The sequence below is a fragment of the Henriciella mobilis genome (assembly GCF_003576315.1).
GTDB classification, from domain to species: Bacteria; Pseudomonadota; Alphaproteobacteria; order Caulobacterales; family Hyphomonadaceae; genus Henriciella; species Henriciella mobilis.
The window spans coordinates 291,194-315,571 of record NZ_QWFZ01000039.1 but is presented as its reverse complement, the minus strand read 5'-3'; the positions used below and the strand labels follow the sequence as shown (position 1 = coordinate 315,571).

Genomic DNA, 24,378 nt, shown 5'->3' with positions numbered 1-24,378 from the left:
GGCAAGCGTTCATTGATCATCTCGCCGGTCGTGCCTAAGTAGCGATCAGCTGAAGAGGAGCTTTCAATGACGATCAAGACTGGCGACAAACTGCCCGAAGCCGTGTTCATGGAAATGACCGCCAACGGTCCCGAACCGCGCAAGACCGACGATATCTTCGCCGGCAAGACAGTGGCCCTGTTTGCCGTGCCCGGCGCGTTCACGCCGACCTGTTCGGCCAAGCACCTTCCTGGTTTCATCGAGAAAGCCGAGGCGCTGCACGGCAAGGGCGTGGACGATATCGTCTGCACCTCGGTGAATGATGTCTTCGTCATGAATGCATGGGGCGAGCAGGCGGAGACCGGCGGCAAGGTTCGCATGCTGGCCGATGGCAACGGCGCCTTCGCCAAGGCGTGTGGCCTGGAGATGGATGCCAGTGGCTTCGGCATGGGCGACCGCTCCAAGCGCTACTCGATGCTCGTCAAGGACGGCGTCGTCGAGCAGCTGAACGTCGAGGATGGCGGCGAGTTCAAGGTATCCAGCGCCGACTATCTTCTCGGCCAGATTTAAGCCTCCCGGAATCATCCGATACGGGCTAGAACGGCGCATACCGATATCGGTGTGCGCCGTTTTTGAGTCCGATTTTATTGAAAAACGGCAAATCGCACCCGATCTTAGGTACAGGTCATAAGGAGGGAACCTGTATGGAGCCATCATTTGTCGTCGCCATTATCCTGGCGGTTGCGGGTCTTGTGCTGCTGACATCTGCGGTCACTGTGGTGCCGCAGGGCTACAATTACACCGTCGAGAATTTCGGGCGATACACGAAGACGCTGAACCCCGGGCTTCATTTCATCGTGCCGTTCTACCAGCGCGTCGGGCGCAAGATGAACATGATGGAGAGTGTTCTGGACATCCCGACGCAGGAAGTGATCACCAAGGACAATGCCATGGTGTCCTGCGATGCGGTTGTTTTCATTCAGGTTATCGACCCAGTGTCGGCCGCCTATGAGGTCAACAACCTCCAGAATGCCATCCAGAACCTGTCGCTGACCAATATCCGGACGGTGGTCGGCTCGATGGATCTCGATGAAGTGCTCTCCAATCGTGACGAGATCAATGCGCGCCTTCTCAACGTCGTGGATGCGGCGACCAATCCCTGGGGCGTGAAGGTCACCCGGATCGAGATCGCCGACCTTACCCCGCCTGCGGATATTACAGAAGCCATGGCGCGCCAGATGAAGGCCGAGCGCCTGAAGCGGGCGGAGATCCTGACGGCGGAAGGCGACAAGCAGTCGGCCATTCTGAAAGCCGAAGGCGCCAAGCAGTCCCAGATCCTCGAGGCAGAGGGCCGCCGCGAAGCCGCGTTCCGTGACGCCGAAGCCCGCGAACGCGAGGCAGAAGCCGAAGCAAAGGCAACGGCCATGGTGTCGGAAGCCATCGCGAAGGGCGATGTCAACGCGATCAATTACTTCCTGGGCCAGCAATATGTGACGGCCTTCGAGAAGCTTGCGACCGCGCAGAACCAGAAGACGGTGATCATTCCGGCCGAGTTCAGTTCTATTCTTGGCACGATTGAAGGCATTCGCGGTCTCGCGGAGTCGGCGACCTCAAACCGCAATGGTGGCGGGGCCGTTCCCTCGTCGCGCCGTCGGGAGGACACGTGATGGAGTGGGCGAATGAGCTGATGTGGCCGCTGACCGCCTGGCACTGGCTGGCCCTTGGCCTGATCCTGCTGTCGATCGAGATGGCCGTTGGCACGTTCGACCTGCTATGGATTGCAATAGCGGCGGGCGTGACGGCGATCTTTGCCGCCATCGCGCCGGCTGGCCTTTCTGACTGGCAGGGCCAGCTCATCTTCTTCGCCGCCGCTGCGACGGGCCTTCTGATCCTCGGGCGGACGGTGTTTGCTGGCATGCGGCGCCTGGTGAGTGATCACCCGACGCTGAACCAGCGGATGAACCGTACTATCGGCCAGCGAGCCCTTGTTGTTTCAGGGTTTTCCGGCGGCATGGGCCGGGTGAAGCTGGGCGACACCGAATGGTCTGCCGAGACGATGGATGGCAGCAATCCGGGCGAGGGCACATCGGTCGTCGTGGAGGAGACCAACGGAAACATCCTCCGGATCCGCATCGCGGGCTGAGGAGAAACTTGCGGGAAAGACCGTCGGTCGGCCACGCCGGGAGCGAGTCTGATTTCCATACAATTCCAGTATGATTCCAGTACGAAAACAGTCTGAGTCCGGGCTGGCCGGATGGCAGGCGCGTCCCGGCCTAGAAGAGTGACCCTTGGGGCGGCGCATCCGGGTCTTTCGAGGTCTTCGGGCTGGCAACCGGCTTGTCCGGTTCTGAGCTCTCCGGTTTTGGCGTCTCCGGTTTTGACTTGGCCGGTTTCGGCGCCTTGCCGCCCGCTCCGGCGCCGGTCACGTCTGCCGCGATGCGTCCATCGGCCAGAGCTATATCGAGCGAGTCGCCTGCCTTCACCGCGCCGGCACTTTTCACGACCCGGCCGCTTGCATCTTTCACAATGGCGAAGCCGCGGTCGAGAGTCGCCTGATAGGAGAGTGTCTCGAGCAGTTTCGCCTGAGAGGCGAGCGCTGTACGATTTTCGCCTATGACGCGAGTCACGGCCGGACGGGCGCGGACCGCGACATCGATCAGCTGCTGGCGTTTGCGCCGGGCATCCATTTGCAGCGGCTCAGGGCGGAGCCGCGCCTCGGTGCGAGTCAGCTCGATCCGCTTCGACTTGATCGCGCCGGACAGGCCCGAACGCAGGCCCGCCTCAAGATAGTCGACCGTCTGGCGCTTCTGGGCGATCAGCGTTTCGAGCTTCGGCAGGCGCGCGGCCCGCAGCCGGTCGCGGTCATGCCGCACGAGCCGCGAAAGCGCATGGGTGAGGCTCTGGCCATATTCGCTGATCGTGATCATCAGGTCCTGACGAACCGGAACCGCAATCTCGGCGGCGCCGGTCGGCGTCGGGGCCCGCGCATCGGAAACATAGTCGATCAGCGTCGTATCGGTTTCGTGGCCAACCGCCGAGATGAGCGGGATCTGGCTTTCAAAAGCGGCGCGGACGACATTCTCCTCGTTGAACGGCCAGAGGTCTTCGATCGAGCCGCCGCCGCGCCCGACGATCAGCACGTCCGGTCGGTCCTCGCCGGTCATCGCGTTGAAGCCGCGAATACCGGCTTCGATCTGCGCGGCGGCCGCATCGCCCTGGACCAGGGCCGGCCACACGATCACGCGGACCGGAAAGCGTTCCCGGATGCGATGCAGGATATCGCGGATGACGGCGCCCGTCGGGCTGGTCACGACCCCGACTGTGCGCGGCAGGTAGGGCAGGGCTTTCTTGTGCCGCTCGTCGAACAGACCTTCGGCGGCAAACTTCTTCTTGCGCTCTTCCAGCAGCGCCATCAGCGCACCCGCACCGGCCGGACGCATGAAGTCGGCGATCATCTGGTAATTGGAGCGGCCGGCATAGATGGACAGCTTGCCCTCAGCGACGACTTCGAGCCCTTCTTCAGGCTTGAAAGGCAGGCGCTGGACCGAGCCTTTCCACATCACCGTGTTGAGAACGGCCTTCTCATCCTTGATGTCGGCATACATGTGGCCGGAGCGCGCAATCGTCACGCGGCCGAGCTCGCCGCGCACGCGCACATGATCGTAATTGGTCTCGATGGTCCGCTTCAGGCTCGCGGCGAGTTCGGAAACCGAGAGTTCGGCAATGTTGGAGGCGCTTTCCTCTGACACGGCCAGCCTTACCCTTCGTCCGATCCGTCTTTGTCAGACTGCGAAGCGCCAACCGTCACGCGGGCCTTCATGTCGCCGGAGATGCGGGTCATCATGAAGGTGCCCGTCCAGTCGGATGGGTCGTCGAAGAACCAGACCCCCGAGATCAGGCAGCAGTCGGCATCGGTGTCGCCATGATAGCGCAGCATGATGGGATCGCCGGTTTCGTCATCGATGACGATCTTGGTGAAACGGACATCCAGCCCGTGCCGGAAGCCGTGAATGGTCGACTCATATTCATCGTCCATCGCTTCGGGACTGAAGTTTTCTTCAAGGACCGTGCCGGTGATCTTGCCGCCGTCTTCCTTGATCCAGGCGGTGAACATGATGGCGTCGTCTGTCAGGTCGTAAGCGTAGTAGCCTGTCCACAACCCGCTGAGGTCTCGGGAGAAGCGGCGTCTCTGGGAATTGTCTGCCATTGGCTCACTCTGCCTTCTCTGCATCTGTATCTTCAAGTGAATTTGCCAGCCATGTCTACCGGTCGATTCTCAGACCAACCCGTTCACAAGGCATGAACAAGGCAGGAATGGTGCTTCATTCGGGGCTTGATTGCGGCGGCTAGCAGGGCCATCACCCGCTCCATGAAAATTCTCATCCTTGGTTCCGGTGGGCGCGAGCATGCGCTGGCCTGGAAAATCGCGCAGTCCCCGCTTGTCGACGAAGTCTTCTCGGCGCCCGGCAATCCCGGCATGGACAAGATCGGGCCGTGCTTCGATCTCGATATCACCGACCTGAAGGCGGTGCAGGAGCTGGCGCTGCAGCTCAATCCCGACCTGATCATCATCGGGCCGGAAGCGCCGCTGGCGGCTGGGGCTTCCGATGCGTTGCGCGCGCGCGGCTTCGATGTCTTCGGGCCGAGCCAGCAGGCCGCCAGGCTCGAGTCGTCCAAGGGCTTCGCCAAGGATCTGATGCAGAAATACGGCGTGCCGACGGCTCGCTATGGCCGCTTCGATGACCTGACCGAGGCGCTCGACTTCCTTGAGACGATGGAGGCGCCCTATGTCATCAAGGCCGATGGGCTGGCTGCTGGCAAGGGCGTGGTGATCGCTGAAACGCTGGAAGACGCCGAGAATACGGTCGAGGAATTCATGACTGGCAAGTTCGGCGAAGCCTCCTCCGAAATCGTCATCGAGGAGTTCATGAAGGGCGAGGAAGCCTCCGTCTTCGTGATGACTGATGGCGAGGGCGCGATCTACCTGCCGGTCGCCCAGGACCATAAGCGGGTCGGTGATGGCGATACCGGGCCGAATACCGGCGGCATGGGCGCCTATGCGCCGGCCCCGGTCGTCGATGCGCGGACGCTGGAACTGGTGCAGACGATGATTGTCGAGCCGATGCTCTCAGGCATGGCTGAAGACGGCATGCCGTATCAGGGCGTGCTTTATGTCGGCATCATGGTCACCGAGGCCGGGCCGAAAGTGGTCGAGTTCAATGCCCGCTTCGGGGACCCGGAATGCCAGGTGCTGATGGCGGGCCTGCCGGGCGATATCGTCCCGGCGCTGCTTGTCTGCGCAACAGGCGGCCTTGCCGGGGCGCATGCCCAGCTCTGCGAGATGATGGGCCTCTCGGACTTCCGGCCGAGCGCAGTCGTCGTCATGGCGGCGAACGGCTATCCTGGCACGGTCGAGAAGGGCTCGGTGATCGAGGGCGTGGAGGCTGCCGATGCGATTGACGGCGTGACCGTCTTCCATGCCGGCACCGATGTGAACGCCGACAAAAAGCTCATCGCCGCCGGCGGACGCGTCCTTGGCGTCACAGCGACGGCTGAAGACCTCAGGACGGCGATTGCGAAAGCCTATGAAGGCGTTGACGCGATCGACTGGCCGGGCGGTTTCTGCCGGCGGGATATCGGCCGCCGGGTGCTCTGAGCCAGCGATTTTGAGCGCCATTTAACCCTGCGATATGCTTGTCCGTCTGCGTGTCCGCGCTAGGGTGCGCGGCAACCAGATCAAACAGGGAGAAGACCCATGGCGGAAGCCGCTGCACAGGAAATGTTCTCCGGAACCAAGGACGTTACCGAGTCGCACAAGTTCAACGAGCAGAACCTCGCCGACTGGATGGAAAAGAACGTCGAGGGCTATGAAGGCCCGCTGACGGTCAAGCAGTTCAAGGGCGGCCAGTCCAATCCGACCTACAAGCTTTTCACGCCGAACAAGAAATACGTCATGCGCCGCAAGCCGCCGGGCAAGCTGCTGCCTTCGGCGCATGCCGTGGACCGCGAGTTCAAGGTGATCAACGCGCTCTACCCGACGGGCTTTCCGGTCGCGCGGCCCTATGGCCTGTGCATGGACGAGGATGTCATCGGCACGATCTTCTACGTCATGGACAATGTCGATGGCCGAATCCTGTGGGACCAGACGCTGCCGGACTATGAGCCCGCCGAGCGCCGCAAGATCTACGAGGCCAAGGTGAAGACCTTCGCCGACCTGCACAATACGGACTACAAGGCCGTCGGCCTGCAGGACTTCGGCAAGGAGGGCGACTATTGCGCCCGCCAGATTCACCGCTGGACCAAGCAGTACAAGGCATCGGAGACGATGCATATTCCGGAGATGGAACAGCTCATCGACTGGCTGCCGAAAAACCTTCCGGCCAAGGAAGATGTGACCATCGTGCACGGCGATTATCGCCTCGACAATATGGTCCTGCACCCGACTGAGCCGAAAGTCATTGCCGTGCTTGACTGGGAGCTGTCGACGCTGGGTGATCCGCTTGCGGACTTTTCCTACCACCTGATGAACTGGGTGATGCCGGGCAATGACGAGTCGCGCGGCTCGATCGCCAACATCAAGGACCTGAAGGCCTGGGGCATCCCGACGCTGGAGGAATATGTCGACCTCTACTGCCAGCATACCGGCCGCGATGGCATGCCGGACCTCAACTATTATTTCGCCTACAACGCGTTCCGCCTCGCCGGCATCCTGCAGGGTATTGTCGGGCGCGTGCGCGACGGGACGGCGTCCAATGCCAACGCGGCTGCGAATGCCGAGCGCGTCGTGCCGCTGGCGAAGTTCGCCGCCGATCGTGCCCGCATGGCCGGTATGGAAGGCTAGGGCGATGGCCGAGGTGATCGAAGGCCCGCTGCGCAAGCCGGCGCAGATGCTCGCCGACCAGTCCTATGACGGTCACAGCTCAATCCATGATGACAGCGAGGCCGAAAAGCTGGGCATCAAGGCCGGGCCGATCGAGGGGCCGACCCATTTCAGCCAGTTCTCGCCCTACCTTGTCGACCTGTTCGGCAAGGCATGGTTTGAGAGAGGGTGTTTCTCGGCGCACTTCCAGAACATGGTGGTGGAAGGCGAGGCGGTTCGCGTCTTCATCGAGCCGAAATCGGATACCTACGCCTTTTGCCGGGCCGAGAAGGAAGACGGCACGCCCGTGCTGGAAGCGAGTGCGACGCTCGGGCCCGACCATGGCGAGATCTTGCTTGAGGCCCGTATGGCGAAGCTGCGCCCGGCGGGCGAGCTGGTCATCCTGGCCGACATGAAGGTTGGCATGAAAGGCAAGCAGGAAGAAATCATCCGTATGGATCCCGATCAGCATATGGGCAATCTCTATCCCTTCTCGCTGAACGAAAAGCTCGCCAAGATCACCGAACCGATGGACTGGTACAGCGACGCAGCCGACTCGCCCTGGGGGCGGGCGATCGTGCCGACCGAAATGGTCTCGGTGCTCGGCAACTATACTGGCGGAATGATTGGCTGGCCGGTCAAGCGTCCTTCGATCGGCCTCTTTGCCGACCTCCAGATCAAGATGGTCGACGGTCCGCTATTCGTCGGTGAGACCTACCGGCTGGACCGTGAGATTGTGGCCCTGTCACAGTCCCGGCGTGTCGAGAATTACTGGGTGCTGACGAAGTTTCTCGACCCGGAGAGCGGTGACGTCAAAGCTGAGATGCTGCTGAACCACGGCGTGATGAAAGCGAGCTATCCGGACTATCCGAAAGAACTTCTGCCCGCCTGATTTATCAGTCTGAGGCGCAATCGGCGTCTTCGTAGTCCTCTGAGAAGATGTAGGTCTGTTCCGCAATCGGCACCGTGATGTCGCGGTAGAGCGTGCGGCCGGGCTCGTCCCAAGACTGATCGAAGTCCTCCATATGGACGATACGGCCGCCGAGAAAGCGTTGCAGGTGCTCCGCGTCGATCATGCCCCAATAGTTGTTCGGGTCGACCCGGCAGGAGTGCGCCTCCGCTTCGGTCTCCATCCGCTCACTGATGAGGTCGATATAGGCCTGGTCGACATGCTGGCCAGCGAGGTGGCCCTGCATGTGGTCCTGCCCGCTCTTGTGCGTGGTATAGCCGAGATTGTAGCCAAGGCTTGCCATCATGAAGTCTGTCTGGGTTGGCGCAGCCCCCTGCTTCAGCCAGCCAAACCAGCTCTTGAAGCCCATCATCGCTATTCCGTGTACGGCAATATGTGCGGAGCGGTGGATATACAGTTGGTCCGCCCCGGGAAGAATGACCATGGCGCAGGCGGACATGCATGGGCCGGCAATCACGACGGGCTCGCTTCGCTGGTCTATAATGCGGCTCATCATCCGTGCCGTCGCGACATTGCCGCCAGGGCTGGTGATGATGATGCGGCGCGTCTCCGGCAGGTTGGCCAGCTTCAGGAACTGCTCTGGATAGATGGCTGAATTGTAGCAGATTGAATCATGCTCGCTAAGAACGGTCACGCCTTCTGTTTCGAGGCACGCCTCGACAGCGGCGTCGAGCGCCGGGTCAGGTTCGTCGTAGCGGGAAGGGCTCTCCTGTGCCTGTGCGGCGGCCGTGGCAGGAAGGAGAAGCCCGGCGAGAAAAACAAGTGTGCGGTGAAACATGTTGCGCATCGGCAAGTTTAGTGGCGTTGCTGGTCACGGATATGGTTGGGAAAATTTACGATTGCCCAAAGACAGGCTAAGAACAAGTACAGAATGTCTGGAGTGGAGTACATGAAAGGGACAATGCGGATGGCCGGCTGGGGGCTGGTCCCGCTTCTGGTTGCCGGCCTGCAGGCCTGCGGCAATGGCGGCGCGACACCTCAGGATACGTCGGGTCCGGTCCAGTGTGTCGAAATTCCGGACGGATACTATCTGTTCGCCAACGGTAAGTTCACGCCGACGACGGAGGATATGGCCATTGAGCTCCCCGCGGAAGTCACGCAACGGGACGTCGTCTGGATCAACGAGTTCGAGGACCTCTTGCGCCAGACCGGGCCGGAATGGATCCGCCTGAAAGCCGTCGATGAGGTGCTGTTCGTAAGTGGCGAAGCCGACTCCGAGGAGGCCCGCGAGGATGCGCTGAGCGCGGTCCGCGCCGCGATTGTCGCCGACCGTCAGTTGCTTCAGCGCAACCTCTTTATGGTGGATGCCGTTTCAACGCCAGACGAGCCGCGGCCGCCTGGCGCGCTGTTCATGTCGATGCCGCACAATCCGCCGCTCGAGGCCTGCCGCACCCGCGGTGACCAGCTCGCGCGCAGCGAACAGATCACCTATGAGGAAGAAGATACGGTTGTCAGCGAGGACAATCACAGGCTGCTGGACGCGCTGGCCGGTCTCACCATGATCTGCCGCGACTACCGTCTCGAAATCGGTGTTCACACGGATGCCCGCGGGGCGGAGTCCTTTAACCGGGTCCGCTCGCAGGCCCGCGCCGATGCCATCGCGGCCTATCTCCAGCAACAGGGCATTCCGGCCAGCCAGCTCGTGCCGTTCGGCTATGGGGAGACCCGGCCGATTGACCCGGCACAGACCAGTGAAGCCTATGCGCTCAACCGCCGGGTCGAGTTCCATTTTCTCGACAAGGGCGAGTAGATCCAGCCCTAGAACTTGTACCGTACAGGGACCGATTTTGGTCCGCCCACGAAGTTGGCGCGGATGAAGGTCGGATCGCCCGCGAGTTCGATCGATTTGAGGCGCGAGAACAGCTCCTCGTAGATCGCCTGCATTTCCAGCCGCGCGAGGTGCATGCCGAGACACATATGCCCGCCATGACCGAATGAGATGAGCTTGTTCGGGCTGCGGTCGACGCGGAAGTCGAACGGGTCGTCGAACACCTCTTCATCGCGGTTGCCCGACGGGTAGCAGAGCAGCAGGCTCTCGCCCTTGAGGATCTTCTGTCCCCGCAGCTCATAATCGTCCTGGGCAGTGCGCATGAAGTGCTTCACCGGCGTCGTCCAGCGGATCGCCTCATCGACGGCAGTCCGGGACATGCCGGCCGGATCGTCCATCATCTTCTTCAGCTGCTCGGGATGGCGCAGCATGCCAAGCACGCCGCCGCCGGTTGATGCGCTGGTCGTGTCGTGGCCGGCCGCGGCGACGATGATGTAATAGCTCATCGCTTCCAGCTGGCCGATCGGCTCACCGTCCACCTCGCCATTCGCGATCACCGTCGAGACATCGTCCTTCGGGTGGGCCCGCCGGTCGGCCGTGATGTTCGTGAAGTACATGAAGAACTGGGCGAGCGTCTCCTGGATGGAGGCGAGACCCTTTTCGGAATCGCCGCCCTCTGCGAGTTCCTTGTTGCGCATCAGGTCCGGGTCCTGCGCACCGAAGATCTCCTGGGTGAGCTTCAGCATCATCGGCTCGTCTGCCTCGGGCACGCCAAGAATCTGCATGATGACGCGCAGCGGATAGTAGAGCGCGATATCCTGCTGGAAGTCGCACTCGCCGCCCATATCCTCCATCCGGTCGACGAATTCCTTCGCGATCTTGCGGATGGCCTCCTCGCGGGTCTTCACCTTGTGCGGCATGAACCAGTCCTGGGTCAGGTGGCGCAGCTTGTAGTGCATCGGGTCGTCGAGCTGGACCAGCGTCTTGAGGAGGTGCGGGCCGCCCGTCTGGGCGTAGACGCGTTCCTCGGCTTCGGCATAGCTCAGCATCTCGCGCTCGCCATTAGTGAACAGCTTGTTCTGGCGGCTGATTTCCATGATGTCGGCATGCTTGGTGACCGCCCAGAAGGGACGGAAGTTTTCCGGCTCGCACCAGGCGACGGGGTCTTCGGCGCGAAGGCGCGCAAAGGCGGCATCGAGCGCCTCGGGCTGGGCATAGATGTCGGGGCTGACGATCTTGTCAGCCGTGGCGGCAGCGGCCGCACTCATCTGGCGCGAGGGGTCTTTCTTGGTGCTGGGCGGGGTAGCAAGCGCGGCGTCGGACATTGGAACCTCCGGAAAATGACGTCAGTCTCATTTTTTCCGGATGGTACGATTCCGCTTCGGTTTGTGAAGTCCTGTCTCGACGTCAGGGCGCGGCGGCTTCGGCTTGCGTGCGCCTCTGGACGGCCTGGCGCTCGATGGTTTGATCATGCTGCCCAGCTTTGCCTTCAGTTCGGAGGCCAGCACTTCCTCGACGGCGCCGGGATGCAGGTCATCAAGCGTGAACGGACCATAAGCGACGCGGATCAGCCGATTCACGTCGAGGCCGACGGATTCCAGCGCGCGGCGCACTTCGCGTTTCTTGCCTTCCGACAGTTCGACCCGGATCCAGTTATTGGTGCCCGTCTCGCGTTCCAGTTCGGCCTTGATCGGCGCATAGCGCACGCCGTCGACTTCGATGCCATCGGCGAGCGCCTGAAGCTTTTCGGGCGTGACCTTGCCATGCGCGCGGGCGCGATAGATGCGGGGGAATTCGTTCGAGGGCAGCTCGAGCGCGCGGGCCAGTTCGCCATCATTGGTCAGCAGCAGCAGGCCCTCGGTAGTCAGGTCGAGCCGGCCAACCGTGACAACGCGCGGCAGATGCTTCGGCATCTCATCGAAGATGGTACGTCGGCCGGCCGGGTCGTTGGTGGTCGTGATCAGGCCGGAGGGCTTGTGATAGCGCCACAGGCGTGTGGCTTCGGGCGCACTGACGCGCTTGCCTTTCACCGTGATTGTCTCGCTGCCGGTGACCTTGAAGGCCGGTGAGGTGAGCTTGCGGCCGTTCACCGCGATCTCGCCATTCTCGATCATTGTCTCGCAGGCCCGGCGTGAGGCCACGCCGGCACGGGCGAGCCATTTGGCGATGCGCTCACCATCGCTCCAGTCCTTGGGAGGCTTCTCGCCCTGGGGTTTGGGTTTGCTGGTCCGTCTTGCGGGCCGGGGCGTCTCTCGACGATCCGTCATAGGGCTATCCTCTAGGGGTTCGCCCCTATCTGCAGAACGGGTGAGGCAATTGCAAGGCCGAGGACGAGTTCCAGCGGGATCCAGACCGGGATCATGCCGGGTGCCCGGTTCTCCTTGGTGTCGAGCAGGAAAGAGAGCGCGCGTCCGAATCCTGCGCCGAGCCAGCCAGCCGCGATCGGCAGGATGGCGAGCATCGCGATCGGTCCGCCGACCCGCAGGAGGATCACCAGCGCCGTCATGTGCAGGAGGAATAGAAGGCCGCCATAGGTCGCCCGGAACTCGGAGAAGCCGCCCGGCTTGGCAGGATCGGGATCGGGCACAAGCCGCACGACGCCCGCCGCCCATTTCGGCGCGATAAGCGCGCCAAGGCCGATCAGGGCGCAGAAGGTGAGGGCGATGGCGCAGATGATGGTGAAGACAGACATGGAGCCTCCTGAAGTCTCGACTGAACAAGATGGCGCGTTTGGCGCCGGCGGCCAGCGTCAGACGCCGGCATTCTTCCAGGCCGGTTTCGGCCAGCGCCTGTGCTGCCAGAACCACTGGCCGGGATGGGCGCGCACTTCGGTTTCTATAAAGGCGGTGATCTTCCGGACGCAGTCAAGCACGGCCTCGTCGCCGGTCAGCCCTTCAGCGGGATAGATTGCCTCGTGAATGGTAACGCGGAACCGGGCTGGCCCTGTGCGCACGGTCGAGACCGGCACGATGGGCACGCCATACTTTACCGCCAGCCGCGACGGGCCGGGCGCTGTCATCGCGTCGTGGCCGAAGAAGGGGACGGGAACGCCCTGGTTGAACTTCTGGTCGTTCATCAGCGCCACCGAGCGGCCTGCCGACAGGGCCCGCATCAGCTCACGCGTGCCAAGGCCCTTGGGGGCGAGCACGCCGATGCCATACTCATGTCGCACGTCATTGATGCGCCGGTCGATGTGCGGATTGTTGAGCGCGCGATAGGTCACGAGGCAGTCGACCGGGCGCCGGCAGATCACGGCCGCCATGACTTCCCAGTTTGCGAAATGCCCGGAGATGAAGACCGCGCCCTTGCCGGAGGCTTCGACCGCGTCCAGGCGTTCGGCATTCACGACCTCGACCCGGTCGCCGTCATAAGGGTCGATCTTCGGCAGGTGCGGCAGCTCGCCCGCCGTGCGTCCGACGCTTTCCCAGGCTTCCTGCGCGACGCGGTCGACGGTTTCTTCATCCCAGTCCGGAAACGCCATGCGCAGATTGCGTTTGACCGTCCGGTTCTGGCTGAGGAGCGGCGCGATGCGCTTGATGATCCAGCCCGCCGTGTCGGACGCCCGGTCCGGTCCGAGCGCCTTCATCGGCCCCCAATAGACAAGGTCCCAGGCAATGGCTTCCAGCCGCCAAACGACGCGCTGCCAGAAGGTCGAGCGGTCGTCGATGTCCTTCGGGCGGATGTATTGCGGCGCTTCTGTCTTGGTCTTGGTCATCGAGCCATGCGGTCTGCCACAGGTGCGAGCACCCGGTCCAGCGCGCTCCTATCCCCGAATTCCGCCCGGATGGGAAGGGTCACGATGCCACTGCGCTGATCCTCGCGCAGGCGGACAAAGTCCTTTTCCGTGGTGATCAGCTGCGCATCATACTGTTTCGCCAGCTCGTTCAGGTAGCGCACATCACTGTCGGAATAGGTGTGGTGGTCGGGGAAGGGCACAGCGTCGAGGGGCTTTGATCCGCAAGCCTCCAGCGTGTCGAAGAACTTCTCCGGCCGGCCAATCCCGGCAAAGGCGACATAAGCCTGCTTCTGCAAAGGTGCTGTCGGCTGGATCGTGGCCCGGATCACCGGCAAGGCCGTTCCAGAAAGCTCTTCCGGAATGTCGCCTGGCCCCGTCACGATAACAGCGTCGGCCCGCGCGAGGCCTGCGGCCACGGGCTCCCGCAGCGGCCCCTTCGGGATCACGTATCCGTTCCCGAAACCGGCCTCGCTGTCGATGACGATGAGCGAGACGTCCTTATTAAGCGACGGGTTCTGATGGCCGTCATCCATGATGATGAGGTCAACCCCATCGGCCTCCATCGCCTGTCCGGCGGCTGCGCGGTCGGCGCCGATCCAGGCTTCGCCGCTGCAGGCCAGCATCAGCGGTTCGTCGCCGACATCCGAAGCCGTGTGCGTGGAGACGTCCACCTTGAGCGGGCCCTTCAGCGCGCCGCCATAGCCGCGCGACAGCGTTGCGATGCGTGTTCCCGGATAGCGTGCCTTCAGCATGTCACGAAGACCTGCGGCGACGGGGCTCTTGCCGGTGCCGCCAGCGGTGAGGTTGCCGACACAGATCACCGGGATCGACAGGCGCAGCGGTTGCGTCTTCGCGATCCGGCGTTCCGTCACGCCAGCATAGAGCATGGCGAGCGGCGTCAGCAGCAGGCGGGTGAGCGGCGCGGCCTCGCGTGAGCGCGGATCGACATCCCGGTCCCAGAAACGTGGTGGCCTCATTAGCGGGGCTCCTCGGGCAGCAGGGGCAGCAGGGCCTCTATCGTGGCATCCATGGGGGCGCGCGCCGTGCTTTCCATTCTGGCGATGAGCTCGGTCTCAGGCGCGGGAAAGGGGAAGCCGCCGGCAAGGTCGGCCGGTGTCTCGACAATATTATAGCCGGGCTGGCCCAGCAGGTCGCGCTTGGCATCGTCAAAATTGAAGACGTCAGGCCCTGTCGCCAGCGCCCGGCCGAGCCTGATGATCTCGATAGGATTGTGACCGCCCACACCGGGCGCATGCCCGCCGCCCAGATAGACCGTGTCCGCAAGCCGCGCGAACAGGCCGACCTCGCCCAGCGTGTCAGCCAGCAGGACGTCTGTCATGGCAGTGGCGGTGTCCCCGGCCGAGCGGCGGGCGTGGCTCATCCCCCGCGACTCAATCAGCCTTATAATGTCCGGTGCGCGTTCAGGATGGCGGGGTACGATAATGCAGGCGGGCCTCGGGCTCATCAGCGCCAGCGCGTCGAGGACGAAGGCTTCTTCGCCGTCATGCGTGGACACCGCGACAAGGCATGGCCCGCCGCCGACAAAGTCCTTGCGGAGGGCCGCTTCCTCGTCCGCATCATGTCCGGGCGGGGGCAGGGCGGCTTTGAGATTGCCCGGCGATGTAACCGTCCGCCCGGCAAGCGCGCTGAGCCCGTCCGCCGTGCGCCGGTCGGCGGCCAGGATCACATCGAAACCGCCGAACAGGTCACGGCTGAGTCCGGACCAGCGGGACCAACCCTGCAGGCTCTTTTCCGTCATCCGTGCATTAACCAGCGCGGTCGGCGTATCTGTCCGCCGCAGCGTCTTGAGGAGGTTCGGCCAGATCTCGCCTTCCGCGAAAATGGCCGCGTCCGGTTTCCAGTAGTGTATGAAGCGACGGGCGATGGCGGGCGAATCCAGCGGGGCAAACTGGTGCAAGGCCCGGCCTTTCAGCGCCGGATCCTGCGCGATCGCCCGGTCGAGAAGCTCGGCAGCCGTCACGGTCTGGCTGGTCAGGAGGAAGTGCAGGCCCGGCCGGTGGGCGTGGAGGGTCCGGGCGAGTTCCAGCAACAGGCGGGTTTCGCCGATACTTGCGCCGTGCAGCCAGACCAAAGGGCCAGCCGGGCGCGAGACGTTCGGGCGCGCGAAGCGTTCGCCGACGCGCCCTTCAACTTCCTTGCCGCGGCGCAGCCGCCGGCGCATCACCAGCCCGAACAGGGGCTCTGCGGCGCTTGTTGCGACTTCGTAGGCGGTTCGGGCCAGACTCATGAGCGTTCCTTAGCCGGACTGGCCGGTTACGTCATGTCCTCGCGGCCAGTTGCGCCGGCCAGCGTCTGCGCGCGCTCATAGGTGGCATCCATGGCTGCCTGCGTGGCCGCGCGGCCGGCGTCCGCATCGCCGCCCTTTTCGATCAGCACTGGATCGCCGATGACCATCGCCCCCTTGGAGAAGGGGATCGGGATCATGAACCGGTCCCATGTGTCGAGACGCCAGACGGGTTTGACCGCCAGCGCATAGGGAATGATCGCCGCGCCTGTGCGCTGGGCCAGCAGCACCGGGCCGGGCTGGACCTGTTCGGCGGGGCCACGGGGGCCATCGGGCGTGATGCAGACAACGCTCGCGCTTCGCAGGCGCCGGCTGGTTTCGGCAATGGCGGCGACACCACCCTTGTCCTTGCGCTTGCGCTTGTGCGTGGATGAACCGCGCACCGAGTCGAGGCCGAGATGCTCAATGGCCTTGGCAACCGCTTCGCCGTCTCGCGATAGCGAGATCAGCATGGATGTCGGATAGGCTTTTTCCGGCAGCTTGCGGGCCACCCGGCTCCAGATGGTCGGCAGCAGCAGGACGCGTGAATGCCAGGCGGCGACGATCAGGCCGTGATCGGCTTTCCAGGCGTCGCGGAATCCGGCCTCGCCCTCCACGGTCCAGCGGATCGTGCGCGCGCAGAGCACCATGTAGCTCCAGATGACGTAGCCGAGCAGGGAAGATACGATGGGATGGCGAAGGAGCGATTTCATGAAGGGGCGGGTTTAGGCTGCGCGCGGCTAATTCGCAAAGGGCTATTGCCAGTGAGGGGCGCAAGCCAGCAGCAGCAGCTTTTGCAAAAACGTGCAAGTCTGGTAGGAAAGCGCATGGTGGGCGATACTGGGATCGAACCAGTGACCCCTGCCGTGTGAAGGCAGTGCTCTACCGCTGAGCTAATCGCCCATGCGCGAATCGAAGCGTCTTAGATCGCCGTCGAGGGCAGGTCAATTGCGTGGGATCAGGTGGCGGTTCAAGTCCGAAACTGCTTGCTAAAACGCATAGCTCAAAATCTTAAATGCATGCCAAAACTTTGTGGGACGCCGCCCTCCACGGTTTTGCGTCAATCTGTCGCCCGTTCGCGCGACACGTCCTGATTATCGCCACAATTGGATTATTTCATATGAAACCAATGGCGTAAACGGTCCCGAACAGTGTTAGGCGCGAAGCCGTCTGTAAATTGTCTCGAAGATGAATGGATATTCAGAATGAACAGCTGTTCATCTAAAAGCATTACTCGAATTTCATCGAGAATAATCCTTGAGGTTTGGACCGAGAAGCGTCATTTAACCTTCACGAACGGCGGCGGGCTCGCCTGCCTCGTACAAAAAACAGCAAATAGAAGGACAGGCTCAAACTGGAGGCCAAACCTCCCAGTGGACCCCAATTGCCTGGAGAGATTGAAATGAAAGACTGGTGTAATGCTGAAGGCGCCAAACGCCTTCGTGAAAAAATTCGTGAGTACTGGGCCGAGCGCGGCTACGAGGTCGATGTCGATCTCGTCGACGCCGGCTTCGTACCCGCCATGCGCAGCGCTCGCACTGACCTGCGTTCGAACATGGTAAACGGTATGCCGCGTCGGCGCATCGCAAAAACGCAGGAAGAACTGCGCACGAGCTATCGCCCGAACGACGCAACGGCTGAGGTAGCCTAGGCTGCCAGGCTGTTGATGGCTGACCTGACGTCGCAATAAGACGACGCAGCAGCGTTTCCCGGGTCCGTTTCAGGATCCGGCCCATAGCCAAACGTTACGAATACGAAGGGCAGTCCGGCATCCCGGGCTGCCCTTTCGTCTGTCTGGCTGTCACCAATCATGATCGACCGTCCTGCCGCTCCGCCCGCAGCCTGGATGGTGCGAAGGATATGGTCGCCATCGGGCTTCTTCGATGGAACGCTGTCGGCGCCGACGATGGCCGCGAACCGGCCGGAAAGATTCAGCCCGTCCAGCACAGCTTCCGCAAGGATCTGGGTCTTGTTGGTGCAGACCGCGCAGGTCGCGCCATCGCCGATCAGCCCGTCCAGAACTGACACCGCATCCGGGAACGGACGGCTGAGGCGGCAGATGTTCTGCCGGTAGTGGGTGAGGAATGTCTCCCACAGCACATCGATATCATGCGCTTCGTGCGGCGCATCGTTCCATGACAGGCCCTTGCGGATCATCGCCTTGGCGCCTTCACCGATCATGCCGCGCACCGCATCGAAAGGAACCGGCGTGAGCCCGGCCGTCTCAAGGCAGTGATTGAGCGAGGCATGCAGGTCGGGCGCCGTGTCCACCAGCGTGCCATCGAGGTCGAAAACGACGGTCCATCCGGTCAGATCCGTTGCAGGCATGGCATTTCCCTTTAAGCACTCGCATCGACTCGGCAGATAGTTTAGGCGAGTTTGCATCAGATAACGAGACTTGGATTCATGACCGAAAGAGCCGCAATCATCCTGGCTGCCGGCCAGGGCACCCGGATGAAGTCCTCCCTGCCGAAAGTGCTGCACAGGATCGGCGGACGGGCCATGCTGGACTGGTCGATCGACCTTGCCCGCAAAGTCGGCTGTTCCAGGATCATCACGGTCATCTCGCCATCGCAGCCAGACCTGCGTGCCCATGTCGAGGCCGAACTCGGCGCCGATGCCATCGCGATACAGGATCCGCCGCTGGGGACAGGTCATGCCGTTCGATCGGCGGAGGCCGCCCTGAAGGGTTTTGTCGGAGATGTCATTGTCCTCTACGGCGACACGCCGCTCATCCCGGCGAGCGCTGTGCAGTCGCTGTTCGAAGCGCTGGAAGAAGGCGGTGCAGTTGGCGTGCTCGGTTTCCGCGCGGCCAATCCAGGCGCCTATGGACGCCTCGTCACGAGCGCTGGCGGCGATCTGGAAGCGATTGTCGAAGCCAAGGATGCGAGCCCTGAACAGCTCGCCATCGACCTCTGCAATTCCGGCGTCATGGCAGTGCGGGCCGAGCGGCTGTTCCGCCTCCTGTCGAAAGTGAACAACAACAACCAGAAAGGTGAGTACTATCTCACCGACATTGTCGCACTGGCGCGCAAGGAAGGCTCGACCTGCAAGACGGTCACCTGCGAGGAGCGGGACGTTCAGGGCGTCAATTCCCGGCTCGAACTGGCCAAGGCGGAAGCCGACTTCCAGGACCGGCGGCGCGAGGAGCTGATGACGGACGGGGTGACCCTCGTCGCGCCGCAGACCGTCTTTCTGTCATACGACACCATTATAGAGCCGGATGTGACCGTCGAGCCGAACGTCGTCTTCGGACCGGGGGTCCATATTCGCACGGGTGCCATGATCCGGGCCTTTTCGCACCTGGAAGGCGCGAATGTGGAAGAGGGCGCCGAAATCGGCCCCTATGCCCGCCTGCGGCCCGGTGCCTTCATCGGCAAGAAAGCGAAGATCGGTAATTTCGTGGAAGTGAAGAAGACCCGCGTCGGGCCCGGCGCCAAGGCCAATCACCTGTCCTATCTTGGCGACGGCGATATCGGCGCAAATGCGAATATCGGCGCCGGCACGATTTTCTGCAATTATGATGGCTTCCTCAAATACCAGACGAAGATCGGCGAGAACGCCTTCATCGGATCGAACAGCGCTCTCGTCGCGCCGGTGCGGATCGGCAATGGGGCCATTGTCGGCTCGGGGTCTGTGATCGTGGAGAATGTCTCCGACGATGCGCTTGCGCTGGGACGGGGCCGCCAGGTCGAGAAGCCCGGGCAGGCGAAGGCATTCAGGGAGAAAAAGGCGGCCGAAAAGGCTGCCCGGAAATAGGAGCGGCCAGCCATGGCAAACGAGCGGGAAAAGGAAAACGCGGCCATTGCGGCGATCGAGTTCGTCGAGGATGGCATGACCATCGGCCTCGGGACCGGGTCCACGGCGAAGTACTTCGTCGAGAACCTGGCTGAAGAGATCGCTGACGGCCTGATGGTTCGCGGCGTTCCGACCAGCGAGGAAACGCGCCGGCTGGCGGAATCGCTTGGCGTGCCGCTTGTGCCGATCGAGCATGTCGACCGCATTCACCTCACCGTCGATGGCGCTGACGAAGTCGATGGTCACGCACAACTCATCAAGGGTGGCGGTGCGGCGCTGCTGCGGGAAAAGATCATCGCCAATGCGAGCGACTTGATGATCGTCATCGCGGACCCCTCAAAGCAGGTCGAGATGCTCGGCCAGTTCCCGCTGCCGGTCGAGGTGACGCCCTTTGGCTACACGATCACCGCCAAGAAGGTCTATGACGCTCTCAAGGCCGCTAGTGTCGCCAAGCCGCGTATCGATGTGCGCAATGGCCCGGGCAACAAGCCGATCATTACCGATGGCGGAAATTACATACTCGATTGTCACTGTTCCGTGATCCCGGATGCCCCGCGTGCTGCCTTCGAACTGGCGTCTGTCCCCGGTGTTGTTGAGCATGGCCTGTTCATCGGGCTGGCCCGTACCGTCATCATTGGACAGGATGATGGTGCATCGGTGTTTGAATACTAGGCAAGCCTTCTCCATATCCCGCCGGGAACGCGAAACCGGAAGGATTTTTTCATGGCTGACCTCGGATACGACTACGACCTCTTTGTCATCGGAGCTGGCTCCGGCGGCGTGCGGGCCGCCCGCATCGCGGCCCAGTCCGGGGCAAAGGTCGCCATTGCCGAGGAGTACCGGATCGGGGGCACCTGCGTGATCCGCGGCTGCGTCCCCAAGAAGTTCATGGTCTATGCGAGCGACTATGGCCGCAAGGTCGAGGAAGCGCGCAATTATGGCTGGGATGTCGAGATGAAAGGGTTCGATTTCCCGAAATTCATGTCGAACCTGCACGCCGAGGTAGACCGGCTCTCGGGAATTTACCTTCGCAACCTCGCCAATGCCGGCGTTGATGTCTTCGAAGAGCGTGCCGAGATGAAGGACGCCAATACGGTGGTCCTTAAGGAGAGCGGCAAGACCTTCACCGTCGACAAGATCCTGATCGCGACGGGCGGGGCACCCTGGCGCCCGTCACCGGAAGACCTGCCAGGTGTCGAACACACCATCACCTCGAACGAGATCTTCCACCTGGAAAAACTCCCCAGGCACATCGTCATCGCCGGGGGTGGATACATCGCCTGCGAGTTTGCGCATGTCTTCGCCGGCCTCGGTGTCGAGACGTGCTTGGTCTATCGCGGGGACACGGTGCTCAACGGTTTTGACTGGGATGTGCGCACCGCGGTGCATGAAGGGCTGAAAGAAGCTGGCGTCCGGGTCATCACCCAGACGGTCTTCGACAGGATCGAGAAGACCGACGGGGAATGCCCCTACGAGGTGCATCTTACCAATGATACCCGGCTCAAGGCTGATGTCGTGATGATGGCGGTCGGGCGCCGGGCGGCGACGGACGGTCTCGGCTGTGATGCGGCCGGTGTGAAGCTCGACGAGAAGGGATCTGTGATCGTCGATGATGCCTCGCGCACCAGCGTGCCGAACATCTTCGCAGTCGGCGACGTCACCGACCGCATTCAGCTGACGCCGGTTGCGATCCGCGAAGGTCATGCCTTTGCTGACACCGTCTTTGGCGACAAGGACTGGTCCTTCGAACATGACAATGTCGCGTCAGGCGTCTTTACCCAGCCCGAGGTCGGCACGGTCGGCATGACCGAAGCCGAAGCCCGCAAGGCGTTCAAGCACGTCGATATCTACAAGACGCAATTTCGCCCGATGAAGGTCGCCATGCTCGAGCGCAAGGAGCGGGTGCTGATGAAACTCGTTGTGAAAGCCGACGACCAGCGCGTGGTCGGTGTCCACATCGTCAGCCCGGAAGCGGCCGAGATGATCCAGATGATCGCCATCGCCGTGAAGATGGGCGTCACCAAGCAGCAATTCGATGCGACCTGCGCGGTGCATCCGACCATCGCCGAAGAGATCGTCACCATGCGCCAGAAATGGGTACCTGAGACCGAACCGGCCTGATGGGGCGGGCGCGGGTGGCTCAGGCCGCCTGCAGGCGCTCGCGGATTTCGGAGGCGGCAGAGGTCAGCGACTCGCGGATCTTCTTCAGCCCGCCGCCGCGGCCATTATGAATGACCAGCGATTTCCACGGTGCCTGGTCCGGCTCTGGTGAGCGCACATCGAGGTGGCCGCTGCGGGGAAGGGCCGTCTGCAGCAGGGCGCCCGCGAGATCAAACCCGGCACGCTGGTCGTGGGCACCGTTGCGGGCATCGGCCTCGAAGGTCGACTGCTCGTTGCGCGAGACCTTGTTGAACAGCACCGACAGCTCGGGCCGGTTATCGGGCCGGATATGCTCGTTCAGCACCTGGTTGAGCAGCTTCACGCCGCGCAGCGAGTACATGTCCGGATGCATCGGCGCGATGACCCGGTCGGAGGCTTCCAGCGCGCAGCGCGTCAGGAAAGTCGCATTCGGATTGGTGTCGAAGACGATCAGGTCATAGCTGCTGCGCAGGTGATCGATCGTGCGCTGGAAGTTCGTGTCGATGGCGGACAGGGCCGCCGAGTCCGTCGCAAAGGCGTATTTCGAGATTTCGAACTGCCCGGAAATCAGGTCGAGCACGCCGCCCGGGCCGTCGCCGCCGAGCAGTGGATGAACGATGTCCTCCGCCGCTGGCGTCGGGAAGGGATCGGCCGACAGGTGGTTCCAGCGTTCAGCCGGCGAGGGCGCATCGACGGCATGCAGCCGGCTCTTCTCGAACAGGGAGATGACGGACTTGTCCTTCGCCGCGCTCTGGTCGGCCGCTTCCATGTCGAAGAAAGTCTGCGTGAGGTTGTATTGCGGGTCGAGATCGATCAGCAGGACGCGTCCGCCGAGCGCGGCCTGCCAGGCGCCGAAGACCTGGGCGGCGATCGTCGTCTTGCCGACACCGCCCTTGAGGTTCATGACCGACAGGACCGGGCATTTGCGCCGGTAGCGGCCGCGCACTTCGGCCACCAGCTTTTCAAGACCGCCTTCATCCATCATCGCCAGGCGGAGGTTCTCCGCCAGCTGCTTCTTGAACGTGCCCGAAAGGCGGGCATTGTCGATCCGGAAGGGAATGATGGTCATGCCGCGGGCGATACCGCGCTCGATCTGCGCCTGGGCCTCGCGGGAGCGGATGCTGCTGGCGGATACCAGGACGATCATCGCGAAGGACTTGTCGATAGCCTCGGCTGTCGATGCCTGGCTCTCGCGCGTATCGGCGCCCGGCGGCTCGTACCATGTGGCGATACCGGCCTGTCGCAGCGCTTCATGCACCTTCAAGAGGCTGTCGACATCTTTTGGACCGTGGACAATGAACGCGTGTGACATGAGGGAGGCTCGCTTCGTCTTTTATACCGCTGCGTAAGGCAAGCGCAGTGATTCCGCCACCAACTGTGCCTCAAAATGTGGTAAAACTTGTGTCGGCAAGCCCGATGTGATTGATACGCGCGCTTGGAAGGAAAGTAGAGATGACCTGGACACCGAACAGCTGGAGAAGCAAGCCGGCAAAGCACATTCCGGAGGACTATCCGGACGCCGCCGCCCTCGCCGAAGTCGAAACCCGACTGAAGGGATTTCCACCGCTGGTGTTTGCAGGTGAAGTGCGCCATCTGAAGAAGGATCTCGGCAAGGTTGCCGCGGGCGAAGCCTTCCTGCTGCAGGGCGGCGATTGCGCCGAAAGCTTCAAGGAATTCAGCGCCGACAACATCCGCGACACGCTGCGCGTCATGCTGCAGATGGCAGTCGTGCTGACCTTCGCCGCGTCGAAGCCCGTGGTGAAAGTCGGCCGTCTGGCAGGCCAGTTTGGCAAGCCGCGCTCCTCTCCGACGGAAACGGTGGATGGCGAAACGCTGCCCTCCTATCGCGGCGACAATATCAACGGCATGGATTTCACGCCGGAAGCGCGTGTTCCCAATCCGGAGCGTCTCATCCAGGGCTATTCCCAGGCTGCATCGACGCTGAACCTTGTGCGCGCCTTCACCCAGGGCGGCTATGCGGACCTCGCCAATGTGCACCAGTGGATGCTGGGCTTCGTCGACCGCTCGCCGCAGGGCCAGCGTTATGAGGCCCTGGCCGATCGCATCAGCGACGCGCTGTCCTTCATGAATGCATGCGGGGTCAATTCGCAGAGCGTGCCGCAGATGGCGAAGGTCGATGTCTACACCTCGCATGAAGCGCTGCTGCTCGGCTTCGAGGAAGCAATGACACGCATCGATTCCACGTCGGGCGACTGGTACGACACCTCGGCTCACATGCTTTGGATCGGTCACCGGACCCGGCAGATCGACCATGCGCATGTCGAGTTCTGCAAGGGCGTCCGCAATCCGATCGGCATCAAATGCGGACCGGGCATGGAAACCGACGAGCTGGTTCGCCTGATCGACACGCTGAACCCGAATGATGAGCCGGGCCGGATCACGCTGATCTCCCGTTTCGGATCGGACGGTGTGAAGAAGGGCCTGCCGCCGCTTGTCCGCGCCGTGAAGAAGAGCGGGCGTAGCGTGGTCTGGTCCTGCGATCCGATGCATGGCAACACGCTGAAGACGGAAAGCGGCTTCAAGACCCGTCCGGTCGACCGCATCCTGTCCGAGGTCAGCCAGTTCATCGACATCGTGTCGTCTGAAGGCTGCTACCCGGGCGGGGTCCACTTCGAGATGACCGGCCAGGATGTCACCGAATGCATCGGCGGCGCCCAGGCGATTTCCGAAGCTGACCTGTCATCGCGATACCACACTCATTGCGATCCTCGTCTGAATGGCGAACAAGCCCTTGAACTGGCCTTCCTGATCGCAGAGAAGCTCCAGCTCATGAAAGAAGCCGTCAACGCAGAAACTCGCGCTGCGAGCTAAGACGTAGGGAGAC

General features: G+C 62.5%; 24 protein-coding genes and 1 tRNA gene. 12 read left to right on the top strand and 13 right to left on the bottom strand.

Going from position 1 to position 24,378, the window contains the following annotated elements; all coding sequences use genetic code 11:
• Nucleotides 1-66 precede the first annotated feature (66 nt).
• The 3 genes from D1227_RS18735 to D1227_RS18725 all read left to right on the top strand — a co-directional run bounded on the left by D1227_RS18735 (nt 67) and on the right by D1227_RS18725 (nt 2,122).
• Nucleotides 67-549 (top strand): peroxiredoxin, encoded by a 483-nt coding sequence (locus tag D1227_RS18735; RefSeq protein ID WP_119376548.1) that lies wholly within the window; start codon nt 67-69, stop codon nt 547-549.
• 134 nt (nt 550-683) lie between these two features.
• Nucleotides 684-1,646 (top strand): SPFH domain-containing protein, encoded by a 963-nt coding sequence (locus tag D1227_RS18730; RefSeq protein WP_119376549.1) that lies wholly within the window; start codon nt 684-686, stop codon nt 1,644-1,646.
• A complete protein-coding gene (locus tag D1227_RS18725; RefSeq protein ID WP_119376550.1) occupies nt 1,646-2,122 on the top strand; it encodes an NfeD family protein in 477 nt (158 codons plus the stop codon). Before D1227_RS18730 ends, D1227_RS18725 begins: the two co-directional genes overlap by 1 nt.
• Before the next feature lie 130 nt (nt 2,123-2,252).
• Here the strand turns inward: D1227_RS18725 and xseA are convergent, their stop codons facing one another.
• Nucleotides 2,253-3,728: an exodeoxyribonuclease VII large subunit gene (gene xseA, locus D1227_RS18720; protein ID WP_119405765.1), complete on the bottom strand. Its 1,476-nt coding sequence runs from the start codon at nt 3,726-3,728 to the stop codon at nt 2,253-2,255.
• Nucleotides 3,729-3,736: 8 nt separating this feature from the next.
• Entirely contained in the window at nt 3,737-4,186 is a 450-nt protein-coding gene (locus tag D1227_RS18715) for a hypothetical protein (protein WP_119376552.1), read from the bottom strand.
• Nucleotides 4,187-4,348: 162 nt separating this feature from the next.
• Between D1227_RS18715 and purD the strand changes: the two genes are divergently transcribed.
• From purD to D1227_RS18700, 3 genes are all read left to right on the top strand, one after another.
• Nucleotides 4,349-5,635: a phosphoribosylamine--glycine ligase gene (gene purD, locus D1227_RS18710; protein WP_119405764.1), complete on the top strand. Its 1,287-nt coding sequence runs from the start codon at nt 4,349-4,351 to the stop codon at nt 5,633-5,635.
• 99 nt (nt 5,636-5,734) lie between these two features.
• A complete protein-coding gene (locus tag D1227_RS18705; RefSeq protein WP_119405763.1) occupies nt 5,735-6,820 on the top strand; it encodes a phosphotransferase family protein in 1,086 nt (361 codons plus the stop codon).
• A 4-nt stretch (nt 6,821-6,824) separates the two neighbouring features.
• Nucleotides 6,825-7,730, top strand: coding sequence for a hypothetical protein (locus D1227_RS18700; protein ID WP_119405762.1), 906 nt, complete (start codon nt 6,825-6,827; stop codon nt 7,728-7,730).
• A 4-nt stretch (nt 7,731-7,734) separates the two neighbouring features.
• On the opposite strand, the gene D1227_RS18695 is transcribed toward D1227_RS18700, so the two are convergent.
• Entirely contained in the window at nt 7,735-8,595 is an 861-nt protein-coding gene (locus D1227_RS18695) for a hypothetical protein (protein ID WP_119405761.1), read from the bottom strand.
• A gap of 102 nt (nt 8,596-8,697) precedes the next feature.
• On the opposite strand from D1227_RS18695, the gene D1227_RS18690 reads away from it, so the two are divergent.
• A complete protein-coding gene (locus D1227_RS18690) occupies nt 8,698-9,558 on the top strand; it encodes an OmpA family protein (protein WP_158586725.1) in 861 nt (286 codons plus the stop codon).
• Nucleotides 9,559-9,566: 8 nt separating this feature from the next.
• Here the strand turns inward: D1227_RS18690 and D1227_RS18685 are convergent, their stop codons facing one another.
• The 8 genes from D1227_RS18685 to D1227_RS18650 form a co-directional block, all read right to left on the bottom strand.
• Nucleotides 9,567-10,901 (bottom strand): cytochrome P450, encoded by a 1,335-nt coding sequence (locus D1227_RS18685; protein WP_119405759.1) that lies wholly within the window; start codon nt 10,899-10,901, stop codon nt 9,567-9,569.
• A gap of 27 nt (nt 10,902-10,928) precedes the next feature.
• Entirely contained in the window at nt 10,929-11,843 is a 915-nt protein-coding gene (locus D1227_RS18680; RefSeq protein ID WP_119405758.1) for a pseudouridine synthase, read from the bottom strand.
• An 11-nt stretch (nt 11,844-11,854) separates the two neighbouring features.
• A complete protein-coding gene (locus tag D1227_RS18675) occupies nt 11,855-12,268 on the bottom strand; it encodes a DUF4345 family protein (RefSeq protein WP_119405757.1) in 414 nt (137 codons plus the stop codon).
• Between the two features lie 57 nt (nt 12,269-12,325).
• Nucleotides 12,326-13,291 carry a lysophospholipid acyltransferase family protein gene (locus D1227_RS18670; RefSeq protein ID WP_119405756.1) on the bottom strand — a complete coding sequence of 322 codons (966 nt, stop codon included), beginning with the start codon at nt 13,289-13,291 and terminating at the stop codon, nt 12,326-12,328.
• Nucleotides 13,288-14,289, bottom strand: a complete 1,002-nt coding sequence (gene lpxK, locus D1227_RS18665; RefSeq protein WP_119405755.1) for a tetraacyldisaccharide 4'-kinase — start codon at nt 14,287-14,289, stop codon at nt 13,288-13,290. Before lpxK ends, D1227_RS18670 begins: the two co-directional genes overlap by 4 nt.
• A complete protein-coding gene (locus D1227_RS18660) occupies nt 14,289-15,560 on the bottom strand; it encodes a 3-deoxy-D-manno-octulosonic acid transferase (protein WP_119405754.1) in 1,272 nt (423 codons plus the stop codon). The genes lpxK and D1227_RS18660 overlap by 1 nt, the downstream gene beginning before the upstream one ends.
• A 26-nt stretch (nt 15,561-15,586) precedes the next feature.
• Complete coding sequence (locus tag D1227_RS18655; protein ID WP_119405753.1) at nt 15,587-16,309, bottom strand: lysophospholipid acyltransferase family protein; 723 nt, start codon at nt 16,307-16,309, stop codon at nt 15,587-15,589.
• 115 nt (nt 16,310-16,424) lie between these two features.
• Nucleotides 16,425-16,499 (bottom strand) — tRNA-Val (locus tag D1227_RS18650).
• A 499-nt stretch (nt 16,500-16,998) separates the two neighbouring features.
• Here D1227_RS18650 and D1227_RS18645 point away from each other — a divergent pair.
• Entirely contained in the window at nt 16,999-17,247 is a 249-nt protein-coding gene (locus tag D1227_RS18645) for a hypothetical protein (protein ID WP_119376565.1), read from the top strand.
• Here the strand turns inward: D1227_RS18645 and D1227_RS18640 are convergent.
• Nucleotides 17,244-17,924, bottom strand: coding sequence for an HAD hydrolase-like protein (locus D1227_RS18640; RefSeq protein WP_119405752.1), 681 nt, complete (start codon nt 17,922-17,924; stop codon nt 17,244-17,246). The genes D1227_RS18645 and D1227_RS18640 overlap by 4 nt on opposite strands.
• Nucleotides 17,925-18,002: 78 nt before the next feature.
• Between D1227_RS18640 and glmU the strand changes: the two genes are divergently transcribed.
• The 3 genes from glmU to gor are packed head-to-tail and all read left to right on the top strand — an operon-like array spanning nt 18,003 to nt 21,515.
• Nucleotides 18,003-19,355, top strand: a complete 1,353-nt coding sequence (glmU, locus tag D1227_RS18635; RefSeq protein ID WP_119405751.1) for a bifunctional UDP-N-acetylglucosamine diphosphorylase/glucosamine-1-phosphate N-acetyltransferase GlmU — start codon at nt 18,003-18,005, stop codon at nt 19,353-19,355.
• A gap of 12 nt (nt 19,356-19,367) precedes the next feature.
• Nucleotides 19,368-20,066, top strand: a complete 699-nt coding sequence (gene rpiA, locus D1227_RS18630; protein WP_119405750.1) for a ribose-5-phosphate isomerase RpiA — start codon at nt 19,368-19,370, stop codon at nt 20,064-20,066.
• A 51-nt stretch (nt 20,067-20,117) separates the two neighbouring features.
• Nucleotides 20,118-21,515 (top strand): glutathione-disulfide reductase, encoded by a 1,398-nt coding sequence (gene gor, locus D1227_RS18625; protein ID WP_119405749.1) that lies wholly within the window; start codon nt 20,118-20,120, stop codon nt 21,513-21,515.
• Between the two features lie 19 nt (nt 21,516-21,534).
• Here gor and D1227_RS18620 read toward each other — a convergent pair whose 3' ends face one another.
• The gene (locus tag D1227_RS18620; protein ID WP_119405748.1) at nt 21,535-22,845 is read right to left on the bottom strand and encodes an AAA family ATPase; all 1,311 of its coding nucleotides are present in this window, start codon (nt 22,843-22,845) and stop codon (nt 21,535-21,537) included.
• Between the two features lie 140 nt (nt 22,846-22,985).
• Between D1227_RS18620 and D1227_RS18615 the strand changes: the two genes are divergently transcribed.
• Entirely contained in the window at nt 22,986-24,365 is a 1,380-nt protein-coding gene (locus D1227_RS18615; protein WP_119376571.1) for a class II 3-deoxy-7-phosphoheptulonate synthase, read from the top strand.
• Nucleotides 24,366-24,378 lie beyond the last annotated feature (13 nt).